The organism is Microlunatus aurantiacus, assembly GCF_039536605.1.
GTDB classification, from domain to species: domain Bacteria; phylum Actinomycetota; class Actinomycetes; order Propionibacteriales; family Propionibacteriaceae; genus Microlunatus; species Microlunatus aurantiacus.
Genome location: NZ_BAAAYX010000004.1, coordinates 163,532 through 180,519, shown reverse-complemented (window position 1 = coordinate 180,519; position 16,988 = coordinate 163,532). Strand labels below are relative to the sequence as shown.

At 70.4% G+C, this 16,988-nt stretch carries 7 protein-coding genes; 4 read left to right on the top strand and 3 right to left on the bottom strand.

From position 1 onward, the window contains the following. Positions 1 to 18 precede the first annotated feature (18 nt). The gene (locus tag ABD714_RS08635) at positions 19 to 3,108 is read right to left on the bottom strand and encodes a hypothetical protein (RefSeq protein WP_344811910.1); all 3,090 of its coding nucleotides are present in this window, start codon (positions 3,106 to 3,108) and stop codon (positions 19 to 21) included. A gap of 136 nt (positions 3,109 to 3,244) precedes the next feature. Here ABD714_RS08635 and ABD714_RS08630 point away from each other — a divergent pair, with 136 nt between their 5' ends. Continuing rightward, entirely contained in the window at positions 3,245 to 4,816 is a 1,572-nt protein-coding gene (locus tag ABD714_RS08630; RefSeq protein WP_344811909.1) for a fibronectin type III domain-containing protein, read from the top strand. A gap of 4 nt (positions 4,817 to 4,820) precedes the next feature. On the opposite strand, the gene ABD714_RS08625 is transcribed toward ABD714_RS08630, so the two are convergent. Beyond that, positions 4,821 to 5,996 carry a zinc ribbon domain-containing protein gene (locus tag ABD714_RS08625; protein WP_344811908.1) on the bottom strand — a complete coding sequence of 392 codons (1,176 nt, stop codon included), beginning with the start codon at positions 5,994 to 5,996 and terminating at the stop codon, positions 4,821 to 4,823. Positions 5,997 to 6,242: 246 nt separating this feature from the next. Here ABD714_RS08625 and ABD714_RS08620 point away from each other — a divergent pair, with 246 nt between their 5' ends. Genes ABD714_RS08620 through ABD714_RS08610 form a run of 3 tightly spaced genes read left to right on the top strand, consistent with a single transcriptional unit; the run spans position 6,243 to position 13,466 of the window. Further along, on the top strand, positions 6,243 to 8,507 hold the full coding sequence (locus ABD714_RS08620) for a dynamin family protein (RefSeq protein WP_344811907.1): 2,265 nt from the start codon (positions 6,243 to 6,245) through the stop codon (positions 8,505 to 8,507). Then, positions 8,500 to 9,990, top strand: coding sequence for a dynamin family protein (locus tag ABD714_RS08615; RefSeq protein ID WP_344811906.1), 1,491 nt, complete (start codon positions 8,500 to 8,502; stop codon positions 9,988 to 9,990). The genes ABD714_RS08620 and ABD714_RS08615 overlap by 8 nt, the downstream gene beginning before the upstream one ends. An 8-nt stretch (positions 9,991 to 9,998) precedes the next feature. Then, entirely contained in the window at positions 9,999 to 13,466 is a 3,468-nt protein-coding gene (locus ABD714_RS08610) for a bifunctional glycosyltransferase/CDP-glycerol:glycerophosphate glycerophosphotransferase (protein ID WP_344811905.1), read from the top strand. Positions 13,467 to 13,509: 43 nt separating this feature from the next. Here the strand turns inward: ABD714_RS08610 and ABD714_RS08605 are convergent, their stop codons facing one another. Beyond that, positions 13,510 to 16,986 (bottom strand): bifunctional glycosyltransferase/CDP-glycerol:glycerophosphate glycerophosphotransferase, encoded by a 3,477-nt coding sequence (locus tag ABD714_RS08605; RefSeq protein WP_344811904.1) that lies wholly within the window; start codon positions 16,984 to 16,986, stop codon positions 13,510 to 13,512. Positions 16,987 to 16,988 lie beyond the last annotated feature (2 nt).

The window sequence follows — 16,988 nt, the reverse complement described above, 5'->3', positions numbered from 1 at the left end:
CAACGACGTGGTCATGGGTCAGTACGGGCGGCGGGGCAGGAAGGAGACGACGCCCTTGGCCAGGAGCAGGAAGAAGACGAACGTCGAGGCTGTCGTGACACCGACCGCAGCGATCGCCGCCCTGGCCTTGTTCACCTGCGGTGCGGTGATGTCGACGTTGGGGTCGCCGATCGTCGTCCCGCAGGTCGAGTGCATGAGATAGCGACCCAGCGGGAGATCGGGGACGACCCCGCGGAGGTAGAACGTCCCGTCGGCCGCCGCTCGGGTCCGACCGATGGTGGTCTCGCCCAGTCGCACCGTCAGGCTCTGACCCGCCCGGCAGCCGGTCCCGGAGACCTCGATGTCGGCACCTGGTCGACCGACCTCGGGTCCGTCGACCAGGGTGCTCGTGGCGGGCAGGTCACTCGGCGGGCCGGGACCGGGGGGTGGGGGAGAGGGTGTGGTGGACGTCTTGGTGGGACTCGGGGACGGGGTCTGCTCGGGGGTCTCGCTCTCCTCGACGGGCGTCGGCGTGCTCGGGTCACCGGTCGGTGGCGGCTCCGTCGACGGAGTGCCGGGCGGTGGGGTCGGGTCGCTGTCCCAGATGTGCTGCGCCGTGTCCTGCTGAGGTCGGACGTCGATCAGCTCGATCGCCGTGAGGTCGTCGACCCCCGCCTCGGTCCGCTCCCAGGAGAACGGCGCCTCACCGTTCCCGTCGGTGGTCTCGGTCCGGGTCAGGGTGTCGACACCGCTCGTGCGGTGGTCGATCGTCAGCCGGATCTTCTGCCCGGCCACGCCGGTCCGGCCGTCGGTGAGGACGGCGGTCACCGTGGCGGTGTCACCGGTGGTGGTGGTCGCGCTGTCGGGCGTGAGCTCCAGGGTGGGCACGAACCAGCGATGCGTGACCGGTCCGGACAGCACCACCCCGCAGCCGTACGGGGCCGTCGCGGTCACGGTGGTCGGGTTCGTGTCCGTGCCTCCGACGGTGAGCCGGGCCACTCCCGACGCGTCGGTCGGCACCGTCATGGCCGGACTCACACCGAGGAAGGTGACCGGGATGCCGGCCCGCGCCCGTCCGCCCGGACGATCGGCGTCACGGACGGTGGCGGTGATGATCACCTCGGTGCCGGCACGGCTCGCCTCGTCGTCCTGGGTGAGCGAGATCGACAACGGCGGCGGCACCGGCGCCCCCCAGGTGTGGGTGGTGAGAGCGGAAGCGGGCCTGACCACAACGACCTCCTCGGCGCGGACGCCGTCGACGCTCGGCCCGTCGCGGGCGAGCGTGACAGCGGCGATGCCGTCGTCATCCGTGCGGTCGTCGCGCACGACGACCGGCAGCGCACAGCTCTGGCTGGTCATGGTGAACCTGACCAGCTGACCGGGCACCGCGACCGTCTCCTCCGAGGAGGTGGAGCGCGTGAGCTCGGCCGTGAAGGTGAGCCCGCTCCTGGCCGGGGACGTGGTGTCCTCCGGGGCCAGGTCCAGGTTCGGGAGCCACCAGTAGTGGACCACCTCGTCGTTGTCGGCCACCGGGGTGCAGCCGGCGATGTCGACGGTCGCGGTGAACCCGTCGTAGCCCTCCACATCGCTGGAAGCGGGGACCGTCGCTGTGCCGTCGGCCTCGGTGGACATCACCTCCAACGGCTCACCGTCGACGGCGAAGGCGACGTCCCACCCTGCTGCCGAGCCGTCACCCACCCGGACACGGGCGCTCAGCTGGACGTCGGTGCCGACGCGGCTCTCCTCGCTGGACTGGGTCAGGTCCACGGAGACGTCGACTCCGTTCGGAGGAGTCACCCAGGTGTGCGTCGTGCTCACCAGACTGTCGGCCCGACCAAGCTCTCGGACACCGATCGTCACGACCTGGTCGGTCGGACGTGTGAGCGAGACACTGGCCCGGCCGTCGTCGTCGGTCGTGGCAGACCCGAGATCGTTCTCGAGCTCGCCGAGCAGCTCGGCGAATCTCAGCTGGACGCCCGGCACGGGGACGCCGCGGTCGGTGACGACCACCGTGGTCGAGTGGGCCTGGTTGAGGGGCGATCTGCTGGCCGGGTTGACGAAGGTGAGGTCGGGCTGCCACCACCGTGTCACGCCACCGACGTGCAGACCCGTGGTCGAGGTACGAGCGCCGTAGTAGCCGTTGCCGACGCCGGCCCGCGCCGCGTAGCTGTAGCGATCCGGCGCCGCCGGGACGTTGGACGGTTGCCACGGCGGCTGCAGGTTGGTCAGGAACTGGAGCGGCGGGTCAGCGACGATCACCGCGTCGTTGCGCAGCAGACGACCGATCACCAGGACGCGGTCATCGACCCGGACCGCGGCGCTCGACTCCAGCAGCAGGCGATCGCTGACCGGATGGTCGCCCGACCACGCATGGGTGGTCTGGGCGTCGGCCTCGAAACCGTCGTCTCCTGTGGCCGTGACGTCGACGCTCTCGATGGCGGGAACTGATGACGACGACGTCCAGGGCGCAGCGAAGTCACCGTCTCCGTCGGTGCGGGCTTCGGGGAACTGGGTCGGGCTTCCGCCGTCCAGGGCGGTGACGAACACGGAAACCTGAGCGTCGGCCACCGGCTGGCCGCTCCGCAGCACCCGACCGGTCAACGTGAAGTCGGTGGTGAGGTCGCTGCTGGCGTTCGGGTTCGTGATCACGATCTCACCGCGCCACCACTCGTGGATGACGGCGTCCGACGTCGTCCCGGTGCAGCCCGCGTTGGCGATCCGGGCGGTGATCGTCTCGGTCTGGGCGACCGGACTGCTCCGTGCGTAGGAAGCCTGGCCGTCGTCGGTCGGCACCGGGCCGCTCGTCCACCCTCCGTCGCCGGTGCCGGTGAACTGGACGTACCAGCCCTCGTCCGGCTCCGTGGTCGCGCCGCCGGACCAGGTCACGGTGGCGGTGAACGTCACGCTGCTGCTGATGGCGCTGGTGGCCGAGCTCTGGGTCAAGCCGAGGCTGAGCACGGGTGTGGCGGCCGCGGCGGGTTCCGATCCGAGGGGCGGGAGGGCGAGAACCAGCGTCGCGAAGCAGAGGACGACCAACCCGCTGAGGAACGCCGGGAGCGGCCGCCGGCGAGGGTCCGGGCGCGCGACAGCTCGAGCGCGCTTCTCCCCCGAGACGACCGTGGCCGTCACAGGACGAACCTAGGGGACGGCCATCGTCCTGTCGACGCGAGCAGCCCCGCGACCGCCTGAAGTGTGCCCGATCGGGTACCCGGGACGGCTCACGTCGGGCCTGCCGTCCGACGACGGGTCGCTCTATGCTGGCGACGTGACCGACCCCATCGTCTCGCTGGACGTCGACCGGGTCGCGGTCGAGCCCGGCGGGCAGGCGTCGGTGACGATCAAGATCATCAACCCCGGGACGATCGTCGAGGGTTATCGCGTCGAGGTGATCGGCGAGGGGGTGGCGGACTGGGGCGAAGCCTTGCCCTCCGAGATCTCGATCTATCCGCAGCAGGACGCCGGCGCCACGGTCGTCTTCAGCCCGCCCGGGGGGACCGGGGCTCCCGGCGGGACCTGGCCGTTCGGCATCCGCGTCCGGTCCACGGAGGACGCCGACGCCAGCGCAGTGGTCGAAGGCGATCTGGAGATCGGCAAGGTGTTCGGACTCCAGGCCAAGCTGCTCCCGGTCAACTCGTCGGGGCGGTGGCGGGGACGCCACGTGGTCCAGCTGAGCAACTGGGGGAACGCTCCGGCCAAGCTCAGGTTGACCGCCACCAATCCCGACGAGGCCCTCGGTTTCCTGATCAGACCGGACGTGGTCGAGCTGGCTCTCGGTGGTGAGGCGACGGCGATGGTCTGGGCGAGGACCAAGACACCGAGGTTGCGGGGTGCGACCACCAGGATCCCCTTCACCGTCACGGGCGAACAGGCTGACGCGCCGGTGCAGCAGGGGCCGGCGTCACCGTACGGTGGCACACCCGACCGGCCCACGGTGGACGGCGCCTTCAACCAGAAGCCGATCCTGACCTCGGGTGCGGTGATGCTCGTCGCCCTCGTGCTGCTGGCGGTGGGCGGCGGTGTGGCGTGGGCCCTGACCCGGCCGCCGCCCGCGCAGGCGACGTTCCAGGAGCTGGGTCCGCCCGAGCCGCCGGGCGAGGTCAAGGTCGAGCCGACCGGTCCGGACTCGGTGAGGGTCGGGTGGAGGGCCGTGCCCAACATCAGCGGCTATCGGGTCGTGCAGGTGCTGCCCGACGACTCGAAGATCGGGTCCAAGGACGTCCCGATGACCGACACGGCCACGACGTTCGGTGAGCTGACCCCGGCGACGAACGTGTGTTTCGCGGTGCAGGCCCTCCGTGGCGACCTGGCGAGTCCGTTCTCGGAGAAGGTGTGCGCCGACACCCCGGGCGCCCCGTCGACCGCCACCCCGACACCGTCCGGACAGCCCTCGAGCTCCGGTCCGTCGAGTGCACCACCGTCCACCCCGGCAGAGAGCTCGGCGGGTGGCGGGGCCGGGGGTGGTGGAGCGGGGGGTGGTCAACCCTCGACGTCGACCCCGGGTGAGCCGAGCGCGTCCTCCTCCACCCCGGGCCAGCCGTCGACGGGCGGGGACACCGTGCCGAACACCACCTTCAAGGGCAAGTGGTTCGCGATCGGCTTCTGGCCGGTGCAGGGGACCGTCTACGACGAGAAGGACAAGCTCGCCAAGCTCGCGGCCCTGGACGACCGCGCCGGTCTGGTCAACAGCTCGATCTACCCCACCATGGTTCCCCGCCTGCAGGTGGAGAGCTGGGTCCTCTATCTGGGCCCCTACGACACCCAGCAGGACGCGAACACGGCGTGCGCGACGGTGCGCCAGGTCCACCCGGACTGTCGGGCCGCCCAGCTGGACCCGTGATCGGTCACCGGACCGGGGGTCGGGAACGCAGGGTGATCTCGGTGAAACCCAGAACGTCCTGCCCGCCGGTGGGTTGGTCCGGCGGATAGGCCGTCTGGACGCTGAGGCGTACGGAGTCGACCAGGACCTCCGTGTCGAGGGGCACCGTCTGCTGCTGCACGTCGGCCAGGGGCCGTTCGACACACTGGTCGCCGTAGGCGATCCAGACCGTCTTGGGTCGGAACTGCAGCAGTCGGTTCGGGTTGTTGTCCAACAGCCCCGCTCGCAGGTTGATGTCCCGGACCCGCGTCGCCGGGAACGACAGCTGGATCACCGCGGTCGTCGGAGTCGATCGGCAGGGGCCGCCCTGGGTCGAGGAGGTCCAGCTCATCTGCCAGGCCTTGGCCGTGCCGTCCACCAGGGCCTCCGGCGTCGTGTCCGCGGCCGAGGCCTCGGGCGGGATGATCGCCGCGGTCACCCCCGGCACGGCGACGAGGGTGTTGCGCACGTCGTGATAGCGGGCCAGGAAGAACGCCTTGGGAGATCGACCGACGACGGTGAGCCCCCCGCCGATCAGGCCGAGAGCCAGCACGATGACGATCACCCGCCGCCACCGGTAGAGCGGCGGGAGACTGCGCCGGTACGCCCGGCGGGCGACCCGGTCCTTGCTGTCCCACAGCCGGGACCACCAGGTGCTCCGCTGCGTCGCGCGGGTGACCGGAGCGTTGGTGCCCGGCCAGACGAGCTGCTCGCCACAGTGACCGCAGAACCGACGCCCCAGCTCGATCACCCGGCCACAGGTGGGGCAGCCGGGGTCCGGTGGCGGCACGGGGACGGCGGCGACGGTGACCGGGGCCGGCGGCGGAGCAGGCCGGACCGGTTCGACGCGCGCGGCGGGTTCCGGCCCGGGCGTGGGTCGCTCGGGCTGGGCCAGGACCGGAGCCGGTGGGGAAGTGGTCTGACCCGCCCGAGCCGGCTGGGGCGCGACGGACCGGGCGGGGGCCGGCGGCTGGGCCGGCAGCACCTCGGTGTCGTCGTTCGCGCCGGAGGGCTCTCGCTCCTGCCATCCCAGGTAGGCACCGCAGAACAGGCAGAACTCCGACCCGGGCTTGTTCGTCTCGCCGCAGTCCCCGCAGATCACGTCGCCCGATGCCACCTTCCTCGCGTCGGCCGGCCGCCGCTCGCCGTCTGGACCGGCCACCCCGGCGGAGCCTCCGGGCCACCGCCGTGTGGAGTCAGTGTCCAGCACGGCGGCGGCTCCCGTCGAGAGGATCCGTCCGGTCGACAGGTGTTCGGACCGGCGTCGAGAGAATCCGGCTGCCGACCGGTGACCTCGCCGGCTGGGTGTGTCACCATGCCTTAGCCGGTGGGTCGCGGCGTGAGCCGAGAACCTGCCGACACGGCGCGCACCTGCGTGCCATCGATGTCGGACCGTCGGGATGGGGAAGTGGTCACCTGCGTCAGCTGTGGCACCGAGAACGAGGCCGACTCGGTGTTCTGCAGTGCGTGCAACCACTTCCTGCAGTGGGAGGAGCCGGCCCAGCCGACGCGCAGCCGTCGGCTGCGGCGGTCGTCCGACCTGGCCGGCGCGCTGGGGCCGCGGCCGCAGGCCGCCGAGCCTGCGCCGACCGACCACCCACCGGTCGAGCCGGAGCCCCCTCGCCCGGAGGCGTCGCCGCCCGTTCCCGAGCCGCCGCCGGTTCCCGAGCCGCCGCCGGTTCCCGAGCCGCCGCCCGTTCCCGAGTCGCCGCCCGCCGAGGCTGCGCCCGTTCCCGAGTCGCTGCCCGATCGGATGCCTTCCCCGGCCGCGCCGGGCCTGGGGCCGGTGATCACCCCCGACCCTCCACCGCGGACGGTCGCAACCCGACCACGTGATCCCGCCGCAGGGGTGGACGAGATCATCGCGGCCATCGAGACGGGCCGCGAGATCGCCACCAGCCAGGGCCGGGTCGATCTCGACCGTCATCTGCACGAGACCAAGGAGCGGCTCGCCGCCGAGCAGATCCAGGTGGTCTTCTGCGGGCAGTTCAAGGTCGGCAAGTCGACCATGATCAACGCGCTGCTGCAGCGCGCGGTCTGCCCCGTCGACGCCGACGTCGTGACGGCGGTGCCGACGATCGTGAAGTACGCGGCGCAGCCCCGGGTCACCACGTACGTCCGGAACGACGACGAGACCAAGATCGAGGAGCGGGAGCGTCCCCTCGGCGAGATCGACCTGCTGGTCACCGAGGAGGCCGATCCCTCCGACCCGGAGAGAGATCGGGTGGTCGAGGTCGGCCTCCCGCACCGGATGCTGCGGACCGGCTTGGCGATGGTCGACACCCCTGGTGTGGGTGGCTTGGACTCGGCACACGGTTTCCTCACCCTCGGCGCCCTGCGCTACGCCAAAGGTGTCGTCTTCGTCACCGACGCGGCGCAGGAGCTGACCGCGCCGGAGCTCTCGTTCCTGAAGACGGCGGTCGAGCGGTGCCCGACCACCGCCGTCGTCGTGACCAAGATCGACCTCTACCCCCACTGGCGGCGCATCGTCGAGCTCGACCGTCAGCACCTGGTCAACGCGGGCCTCGACCTGCCGATGATCGCGGTCTCCTCCTTCCTGCGTCTCCGCGCGGCCCAGGACCCGGCCCTCAACGCCGAGTCCGGCTTCGCCGAGCTGGTGACGTTCCTGGCCCGGGACGTGGTGGCCAGGACCCGGGAGCTGGCCGCTCGCAGCGCGGCCGTCGAGGTCGACTTCGTCGCCAGTCAGCTCGAGCAGCAGTCCCAGGCCGAACGCGCCGTGCTCGAGGCCCCGCAGTCGACCGAGCAGGTCGTCCAGGAGCTCGATCGGGTGCAGGAGCAGGCGAAGAGGCTCATCCACCCGACCGCGACCTGGCAGCAGACCCTGTCGGACGGCATCCAGGACCTGGTGGCGGACGTGGAGCACGACCTGCAGGCCAGGCTGCGCACCGTGATCCACGACGTCGAGGAGGTGATCGACTCCGGCGACCCGAAGGACACCTGGACCGACACCGAGGTGTGGCTCCGTCGGCAGATCGCCATCGTCACCATGGCCAACCGTGATCTGCTCACCGAGCGGACCGAGGATCTCGCGCAGGACGTCGCGGACCACTTCGAGCTGCCGGAGGGGACACAGCTCCGACTCCCCTTGAGCGGTGACGCCCGGGTCGACTCCGTCGTCCTGGCACCCGCGTCCAGCCTGGCCATGCCCGGTGGGAAGCTGGCCCCGCTGCTCGTGGCGGCACGCAGCAGCTACTACCTGCCCATGATGCTGGGCACCGTCGCCGCCGGTCTGCTGGGTGGTGGGCCCGTGATCCACCTGGCCATGGCCGGCTTCTCCCTCGTGCTGGGCACCGGGATCGGCAAGAAGATCATCGGCGACGAGAAGAAGCGGCAGCAGACCTATCGCCAGCAGCAGGCCAAGGCAGCGGTCCGACGGTTCATCGACGAGGTCGCTTTCGTGCTGAACAAGGAGACCCGGGACGTGTTGCGGACCGCCCAGCGTCACCTTCGGGACGACTTCCAGGCCCGGGCGAAGCAGCTCGAGCGGTCCGCGTACGAGGCCATGGAGGCGGCCCGTCGGCTCGGCGGGCTGGACGAGGCCCAGCTGGCCGCCCGCGAGCGTGAGCTGCAGAAGCGTGAAGGACAGCTGGAGTCGGTCCGGACCGCGGCGCGGGAGGTGGCTGGGAACCAGCCGGTGGCCGGCCGTGCCTGACCCGTTGGTGGACAACCTCGGCGCCCTGCTGGACCGCGCGGTGGCCACCGCCGTCGACGAGGACGTGCGGGAGCGGCTGATCGACGCGCGGGAGCGGTTGACGGGACCCCTTCGGCTGGCGATCGCCGGCAAGGTCAAAGCCGGGAAGTCCACCCTGCTGAACGCCATCCTCGGCGACGAGCTGGCCCCGACCGACGCCGGTGAGTGCACCAAGATCGTCACCTGGTACCACGAGGGGACCTCGCCGCAGGTGACGGTCCACCCGCTGGTGGGCAAGGGGGTCGTCCGTCCGTGGTCGCGCGACTCCGGCGCCCTGGAGGTCGATCTCGGGGATCTGCCGGCGGACGCCGTCGACCGGATCGACGTCAGCTGGCCGACCAGCAAGCTGCGCGCGCTGACCATCCTGGACACCCCGGGGATCGCATCCATCTCGGCCGACATCTCGGCACGCACGCAGCGGGTGCTGGCCGCCGAGGACGGACGGGTGCCGGTCGCCGATGCGGTGCTCTACCTGATGCGCCACACCCACGCCAGCGACGTACGGTTCCTGGAGTCCTTCCACGACGACGAGCTGGCCCACGGCACCCCGATGAACTCGGTGGGGGTGCTGTCCCGCGCCGACGAGATCGGCGCCTGCCGGCTGGACGCCATGGAGGTCGCGGACCGGATCGCGGCCCGCTACGAAGCCGACCCCCGGCTGCGTCGTCTGTGTCCGGTGATCGTCCCGGTCAACGGTCTGCTGGCCTTCGCGGCGACCACGTTGCGCGAGGTGGAGTACGCCATGCTCGCCACCCTCGCCCGCGCCGAACGGGCCGAGGTCGAGATGCTGCTGCTGACGGCGGACCGCTTCCTGCACCGTTCGAGCGCGATCATGCTGACCGAGATCGAGCGCGAGCACCTGATCGAGCGGATGGGTCTGTTCGGCGTCCGGCTCTCGGTGGAGCTGATCCGGGCCGGGTTCGTCACCTCGGCCGTCGAGCTGTCCGACGAGCTGGTGGAACGCAGCGGGCTGACCCGGCTGCGCCTGGTGCTGACGCGCCAGTTCGAGCAGCGGAGCCGGGTGCTCAAGGCCCGGTCGTCCCTCGCGGTGCTGTCGGACGTGCTGCGATCCGGCGGCTGCACCGACAGCGAGGCGCTGCTGGCGGCGGCCGAGCAGCTGTCGGCGAGCACGCACGAGTTCGAGGAGGTGCGGTTGCTCAGCGCCTTGCGCTCGGGGGCGATCGAGGTCCGTCCGGAGCGGGTGGCCGAGCTCGACCGGCTGCTCGGCGGCAGCGGGCACAGCGCCCCGGCGCGCCTGGGGCTGGCCGAGGAGGCGACCGCCGGCGAGATCCGGCAGAACGCGTTGGAGTCACTGGTGACCTGGCAGCGGCTGGCGGAGCACCCGCTGTCCGGACGCCAGCTCAAGGTGGCGGCGCGAGCGGCGACGCGCACCCTCGAGGGCATGGTGGCCGCCCACAGCTCCGTCAGCAGCGGCGGCAGCTGAGAACGCCGATGCCTCTGGTCAGCGTGATCATCCCGGTGCACGACGCGGGCCCGTATCTGCACACGTGCCTGCAGTCCGTACGAGAGCAGACGCACCGTGATCTTCACATCGTCTGCGTCGACGACGGCTCGCGCGATGAGAGCGCCGCCGTCCTCGAGCGTCACGCCGATGCGGACGCGCGCGTCGAGACGGTCTGGCAGCCGAACGCTGGCCCGGGAGCCGCGCGCAACGCCGGGTTGGGCCGGGCGGCGGGGGACTTCATCACCTTCGTCGATGCCGATGACTGGATCCCGACGGAGGCCGTCGAGAGACACCTCAATGCGCTCCGGCACAGCAGATCCGACTTCTCCACCGGCCGGGTCATGCGCGTCGCGGGGACTCACCGCTGGCCATCGTCACTCCACGAGAACGGACACAGCTGGCCGGCGCCCGCCACCCACATCGTCCAGGAGCCGGGGCTCCTGTTCGACACGACCTCCTGGAACAAGCTCTTCCGACGGGACTACTGGGCCGCGAACCGTTTCGCCTTCCCCGAGCGCGTCCTGTTCGAGGACGTGTCCCTGATGATCGAGGCGCACTGTCGCGCTTCCTCGGTGGAGGTCCTGACCGATGTCGTCTACTACTGGCGCAGGCGGGACGACGGAGTCGCCTCGATCACGATGCGAAGGGACGACCCTGGGAACCTGGTTGACCGGGTCGAGAGTCTTCGGTGCGCCCGTCGGCTGCTCCGCGAGGTCGCTCCGCCGTCGCTGCGGAGGGCGGCAGAGCACAAGTTCCTCCGACACGACCTGGGGAGCTACTTCCGTGATCTGGAGGACATGCAGCCCGACTTCCAGAACCTCTTCGTGCGACTCGTCCGAGAGTTCGTCGAGAGCTCGTCGATCGACGTCGTCGACACCCTGCCGCCGCATCTTCGCGTGGCGTACCGACTGGTCGGTCAGGGCAGGCGTGGCGACCTGATGGACTACCTCGCTTTCCTCCGGGAGAACGGCTGGCGGCTGCCCGTTCGGCGGCGGGGGCTGCTGCCACGGGCCGAGCTGGGGCCAGCCCACACGACAGTTCCCCGCCGCTACAGCAGCGCACGGCGTCGGATGCCCTTGCGGATGGGCGTGCACGGGTTGGCCTGGCAGGACGACACCCTCGTGATCGAAGGCCACGGCGTGATCGACGGCATCGCGATGAACCACCCTGCGGCCGCCCTCCGGCGCCTCCAGCTGATCGACACGTACAGCCGGGACCGGCGTCACGTGTGGATCGCACCCAGGCGCTTGCCGGCGGGCGACGAGCGGGGGCGGACGGCTCGGCCGTACGACTGGTCCGCCTTCCGGGTCGAGGTGCCGATCACCCTGCTCGATCCGGGTGCGACCCGTGACCGCGCACGATGGGAAGTCAATCTCCAGGTGCTCGCCCCGGGCGCCGGGAGCGGCAGCGCTCTCGGTCCACCGTCCGGGTCGGCCTTCGCCGAGGTCCGGCGCGGTCCGGCGGGACTGCTGTTCCGGGCCGACTGGGTGACCGGGCGACGGCTGGTCATCGATGCGGTCCGGGCGGTGGTCGCCCTCACCGCCGTCGACAGCCGCGACGGCTTGCTGCACCTCTCGCTGCGTCAGGTTCTCCACCGGCCGGGCGCCGCACCGCACACCGCCCGGCTCACCTCTGCGGTCGGAGCCATGGTGGATGTTCCGCTGGTGTCGTCGTCGGACCGAGTCGAGGAGACTCTCCACGCCGTGGTCGATCTCGCCCTTCTCCAGCTCCACCGAGGCGTTCGGACCCAGCTCCAGTTCCAGCTGACGGTGGTCGGTCCCGACGGAGTCACCCCGGTGATCATGGACCTGGCCAACGCGCTCACCTTCCCGCTGGAGAACGAGAACCTGGTCGTCGGAGATGATGGACGAGGCGGAGTGGAGCTCGTCGTCGGGGCCGCGCGAGCGGTAGTCGAGGACGTGTCGTGGATCGCTGACACCGTGCAGATCCGCGGCGTCTGCGGTCCGGACCGGCACGCCCTACCTCGTCTGGCCTGGTGCCACAGCTCAGGCGGGGTGATCGAGGCAGTGACGAGCAGGACCGACGACGGGTTCGTGGCGACGTTCGAGCTGATGGAGCTTCCCGGACCGGACGGTGTGCACCCGCCGGCTGCCGGTGAGTGGACCCTGCGGCAGCGCCAGGCGGACGGATCCTGGGAGCCGGCTGTCACGTCCTTCGGTCCGACCTCGCCGAGTGCACGAGCACGTTCGCTCGGCGCGTTCCAGAGCGTCCGGATCGGGCTGAGTCCACGGCGGGAGCTGGTCATGTCCGTGGCTGCCCCCCGCGCTCTGGAGCAGGGTGCGCTCGATCAGGAACGACTGCAGCGGGGCGTCTACCGACGGGCCCGGCGAGCGCCCGTGACGAGCGTGATCCTGCTGCAGACCTGGGGCGGGAAGAAGTTCGCCGACAACCCCCGAGCCCTGGTGGAGTCACTCCCTGCCGCGTGGTCCGAGTCCACCGTGGTCGTGGTCGTCAGCGACCGGTCGATCCGGGTTCCCGAGCCGTTCGGCACGGTGATCGCCGGCAGCCGCGATCACTACGAGCAGCTGGCCCGGGCTCGACTGGTGATCTCCAACGACACCATGCCCTTCCCGTACGTCAAGCGGCCCGGGCAGCGGTACCTCCAGACCTGGCACGGGACCCCGTTGAAGCGCATCGGACTCGACATCCCCCGCATCCGATTCCGGAACCGGAACTACGTGCAGGAGCTGAGAACAGAAGCAGCCAGCTGGGACTGGCTGGTCTCTCAGAACCGCTACAGCACAGAGATCTTCCGCCGAGCGTTCGCCTACGACGGACAGATCATCGAGTGCGGCTACCCGAGGAACGACCTGTTGACCGACCAGGACCAGGTCCGTCGCCAGGCCCGTCGCGAGGCTGCTCGGCGCTGGCTGGACATCCGTGCCGATCAGACCGCCGTGCTCTGGGCCCCGACCTGGAGGGACGACGTGCACGCGGCGGGTGGGGGGTACGGCACGTCTCTGCTGGTCGACCGAGCGCAGGTCCAGGCCATCCTGCCCGACAACACGATCCTTCTTCTCCACGGACATCACCTGGCCGGAGCCGCCCAGACGCATCTCGGCCGCGACGACCTGGTGCGCGACGTGTCGAGCTACCCCGATGTCCGAGACCTGATCCTCGCCTCCGACGCCTTGCTGACCGACTACTCCTCCATCATGTTCGACTACGCGCTGACCGGCCGGCCGATGATCTTCTTCGTTCCCGATCTCGCTCACTACGCTCAGATCCGTGGCCTGTACCTCGACCTCGCGACCGTCGCGCCGGGGCCGGTGGTGTCGACCCTCGATGAGCTGGCCGATGCGCTCCGATCGCTGTCCTCGATCACGACAGCCAGGACCGTGACAGCGCAGGCTTTCGGTCGACGATTCTGTGATCTCGACGACGGGCAGGCGGCTCAGCGGGTCTGGGCGACGGTGACCGAGACGTCTGGATGAGGACCCGGGTCGCCGGCCGGGTGCCCGGTCGGCCTCGGCCCGATCAGGCGGTTGCTCGACGACTCCGAGACGATCCCCAGACCCTGTCGACGACGCGTTCGCCGGCCGCACCGTCATCTCGTGGGGCGAACCGGCGGCGGAAGCTGTCGTAGCGGTCGGCGTACGTCGTCCGGAGCACGCCGAGCTCATCGAGGTGGTGGGCCAGCTGCGTCGTCGTCTGGCAGAACGGCCCGGGGGCGATGTGCTCGAAGTCCAGGTAGAAGCCGCGGACCTGATCGCGGTAGGTCGCCAGGTCCGGGGTCAGGAAGATCATCGGCTTCCCGGTGACGCAGAAGTCGAACATGAGGGAGGAGTAGTCGGTGACGAGCACGTCGGCAGCCAGGATCAGCTCGTTGACATCGGGGTGCTGGGTGACGTCGATGACGTGCTCGACGGCGTCGGGGCGCCTCGCGTGGCGCGTGTTCGCATGGCCACGCACGAGCACGGTGACGCTGTCGCCGAACCGGCGTCGCAGCTCACCGTGATCCAGGTGGTCGATGAAGGCGTACTGCCCGCCGTCGGTCTCCCGGTCTCGCCACGTCGGTGCGTAGAGGATCGTCCGGCCCCTGAGTCCGAGCTTGTTCCTGGCCGCCGTCCGCCGGGCCACCGCTCGGTCACCGGTGAGCACGTCGTTGCGGGGGTACCCCTCGTTGATGACCGGCCCGACGTAGCCGAGGGCGCTGGGTAGCCGCTCTGCGGCGAAGTCGTTCTGGGCCAGGAGAAAGTCCCAGTAGGTCGCCTCGCGGCGCATGAGTGCGAGGTACGGCCTGGACTGCCGCGGCGAGGCGATGTCGTTGCCGAGGCGTTTCAGGGGTGTCCCGTGCCACGTCTGGACGTAGGTCTGGCCCGGGCGCTTGCGGAAGTAGAAGGGGAAGTGCTGGTTGTTCACCAGGAACCGCGCCTCGGACAGCACCTCGTACCAGCGCCGGGAACTGAGGAGCAGCGGCCGAGCACCGTCCGGGATCTCCATCGAGACGTCCTCGACCGCCCAGAACAGCTCGAAGCCGAGGTCACGGTCCCTCAGCACCTCGAAGATCGCGCGCGGGCTGTCGGAGACAGCGCTGCCGGAGAAGACGTCGAAGAGCACGGCCGGCCGGTCCGCCTCGCCGCCGGCCCGTTGATGCCGGCGATGGAGGTGGTGCTGCGCCAGTGCTCCACGTTCGTCGAGGGTGTAGGGGTGCCGGAGACGAACCCAGAGTGCTCCGGCCCGGACCGTCCTGGTGAACGTGGCCGCCGACGCACCCGCTTGGGCGTCGAGCGGAAAGCGTCGGCACAGACCCTGGTCGACGGGCACCCAGAGGTCGATGACCTCGCCGTGCCAGGTGAGCCGCAGCCGGAAGACGAAACCCCGTCGTCGGCTGAGCCCGTCCGCGGCGAACCGCGCGGTGAACAGCCCGCCGTCCCTGTCGAGATCGAACGCGTCTGCTCGATGCTCTTCCCGGTCGGCCGCGAGCACCGCGGCCACGCGGACCGCACCCCGGAGGGCGATGCGACCGCGGATCACGATGGTGCCGTCGTGGAGATCCACGTCGTGGACAGCTGCGGACCACGACCACCGCCGGAGGCCGAGGGATCCATCGGGCGCCTCGGTGACGGCGCTCAGCTGACTCCGCTCCAGGGGTCGGCAGCGAGCGGCTGCGCAGACGCGTGTGGTGCGGCCCAGAGTGGTCACGGCCAGCAGCCGGTAGTCCTCACTCCGCTGCCGACTCGGTGCCGGTCGGTCTGGGAGCCGGAGCACCAGCCGACCCGGACGCCCGGTCGGATCCCTGGTCGCTTCGACGGCGCTGCGGCCGAGCCCGTCCACCGCCATGACGGTGCGCACCCCTGGGTCGTCGACGCGGATCGTCACGGCTGAGTCGGTGATCTCGATGATGTCGACGGTGGTCCAGGCGGCCGCCCGGTAGCGGAGCCTCAGCCCTGTACCGGCCTTCTCGACCATCCACCGCCCCCGATCGTCCGGCGGTGCGATCGGGACCTCGGCGGCGGCGCCCCGGAAGTCCCTGCCCAGCTCTCCCGACCAGCTGAGGTGCCCGTACGACACGTCGACGACGAGGCGCCAGGTCGTGTTCGTCGACAAGCGGCCGGTGTCGACGACCGTGGTGAAGGCTCCCCAGGCGTGGCTGTTCCACGCGTTGCTGGACTCGGCGTCGATCTGGACGTCGTGACGAGTGACGGTGGGGAGGTCGACGACCGTGCCGTCGGGAGCCACGGCCTGGAGGCTCACGGAGCGCGGTTCGGTGGGGAGGTTCCCGACGAAGGCCGAACCGCCGAGGTGGAGCTGATCACCGGCCCACTCCCAGGAGCTGACCTTCGCCACCACCCCGAGGTCGGCCGGAGAAAGGCGCAGCATCGATGACTCAGGGGTGAACCCGAGGCCGGCCAGATACTCCGAGTCGACGGTGACGGCCCCGTCGACGACGACACCCGGAAGGCAGGATCCGTACTCGTCCTGGCGGGTCAAGATCCCGATCACGGCGTCGCGCCGATCGGCCAGGAGCGCGAGCGTGCAGTATCTGTCCACGAAGGGCAGGGATCCCAGCAGATCAGGGTCGAGGAGGTCGGCGAGCTCGGTGACGGCCGATCGGAGTCGGTGCCAGTAGCTGACGTCCACCCTGTGCACCACCGCCAGGTAGGGACGGAGATCCAGAGCGAGGGTCTTCGCCAGCCAGGTCCGCAGGACGTCGCCGCCGGCACCGGCCATCACCGGCAGGACCCGCGACAGCACCAGCAGCCGATCGGCCAGATTCTGCACCTCGTCCTTCTGCTGCGTGATGGACGAGCCGTCCGACCGCACGCGCCAGTGGTAGGTGCAGGCCTTGATCACGTCGAACGTCCCGTTGGCGTACGCCAGCGCGATGGGTTCCTGGTCCTCGTAGAGGACGCCTTCCGGGAAGGTGCCGATGACCCGATCGAAGAAGGAGCGCTCGAAGAGCTTGTTCCAGGCGAACACGTTGGTCAACACGTCGGGGAACTCAGCGAGCCGCAGACCCCAGCGGTCGCTCGCATGGACTCTCGTGACCCAGGACGGGACGGTCTGGCCCTGGTCGGACAGGCGCGTGACCGCACCGACGACGAAGTCGGAGGACGAGCGCAGGATGGCTGTCACCATCCGCGAGATCGCGTCCAGCGGAAGCACGTCGTCCGAGTCGACGAAACAGAGGTAGGTGCCGCGTGCCCGGGCGACACCTGCGTTCCGGGCGGCACCGAGACCGCGGTTCTCCTGGTGCACCACGCTGATGCGGCGATCCCAGCGAGCGTACGACCGAGCGATCGCGAGGGATCCGTCTCGTGAACCGTCATCGACGACGAGGATCTGCAGCTCGCGATACGTCTGGCGAATCACGCTCGACAGGCACTCCGCCAGGTAGCTCTCCACGTCGAAGACCGGGATGACGATCGTGACCAGCGCTGTGCGTCGAGGTGGCTTCGGCAGCAGACGGCGGACGTTCTCACGAAGAGCCGGATGGAGACGCCGGCTCACGA

Excerpts from the sequence above, each read along its gene's own strand:
- ABD714_RS08610 (WP_344811905.1), top strand. The coding sequence starts at position 9,999 with ATGCCTCTGGTCAGCGTGATCATCCCGGTGCACGACGCGGGCCCGTAT.